The sequence below is a fragment of the Maribacter litoralis genome, assembly GCF_902506355.1.
Taxonomy (GTDB): domain Bacteria; phylum Bacteroidota; class Bacteroidia; order Flavobacteriales; family Flavobacteriaceae; genus Maribacter; species Maribacter litoralis.
This window is the reverse complement of sequence record NZ_LR733274.1, coordinates 1-1,211: the sequence shown is the minus strand read 5'-3', so window position 1 is coordinate 1,211 and position 1,211 is coordinate 1. Positions and strand designations below refer to the sequence as shown.

1 rRNA gene is annotated in these 1,211 nt (G+C 32.5%); it reads right to left on the bottom strand.

The window, feature by feature from the left end:
- Positions 1-1,123: 1,123 nt before the first annotated feature.
- Positions 1,124-1,211, bottom strand: a 5S ribosomal RNA gene (gene rrf / locus EXIGUO8A_RS18730); the annotation flags it as partial.

The following is a 1,211-nucleotide window of genomic DNA, read 5'->3' as shown; positions in this document are numbered from 1 at the left end:
ACTCGGCTCCAAAGATCTTACGACATTTTCGCTTCGTTTCCCTTAGGTGTTTCCCTAAGCGGCTGCAAATATACAACTGTTTTTTAACCTGGCAACTTTTATCGAAAAAAATATCTTTCTTTTTTTTCGCCAAACCAAAACAACATATATGAACCTATTTCCAACGCCCGATTCCAAATTATCTTCCTCGTTTGCGGGGTGCAAATCTACAACCTATTTTCCATTACACAAGACTTTTTACATAAAAAATCGAAAGGAACTTCAAACCGATACCTACCGGGCTGATTCAACGTTGTTTACAGCCTAAGAAAATAATAAGATTATTGATGGGGATACATAATAGCTACTATTTATACCCTAGATTTTAAATAGGATAGAATAGAAGTCCGTCTTACTATATAAAAATTTCATGTTTTATTAGTGCAAAAAATACTAAGCAAAAAGGTTCCTAAAATATAAAATCAATAAATCGTGATATCATGATTAAATGGAAAGACCTATAATATCATCAAAACACCCCGAAAAAAAAACAAAATTAAATGGATAATTAGCAACTATCCGGTCTAACAATTTTAGTTATCCTTTATTAAATAGCAGAAAAACTATTACCTGATTAAATTAACAGCGTATACTATTAGAAATATTAACCTTGATTTGATTATTACAAATAGTTAACAAAAAAATACTGTACAAGTAAATAAAAAATCTAATTGCCCCAACTCACATTAAAGCATTAGACCAAACATTAAAAGATAAAATTCGTTTCAACTAAACATGTAAATAATTATAGCTTCGAGGGTATAAACTGCTCCTGTATAAATTTATATCCACAAGACTCATTGAACTACCTAAGCTAACTATCAACTATTCACAATGCATACGACAAACTATATTAATAATGATGAAGTTAAATCGAGAAAGCTCCGCTTATTAAGCTTATAATATAACAAACATAAACAAACTTAACAGCTGTAATAGTAATAGTAGTAGTAGTAGTAGTAGTAGTAGTAGTGTATTAGTCACGGCAACCAAGTTCCTTGGTACTACAAGGGTATCCCTCTCTTCTAAAGCTTGACTTTTATGAATAAAAAAAGCCCCTTACATTGATGTAAGGGGCTTTCGAAAAAGGCGGCTACCTACTCTCCCACTTGGTATAGCAGTACCATCGGCGCAAACGGTCTTAACTTCCCTGTTCGGAATGGTAAGGGGTG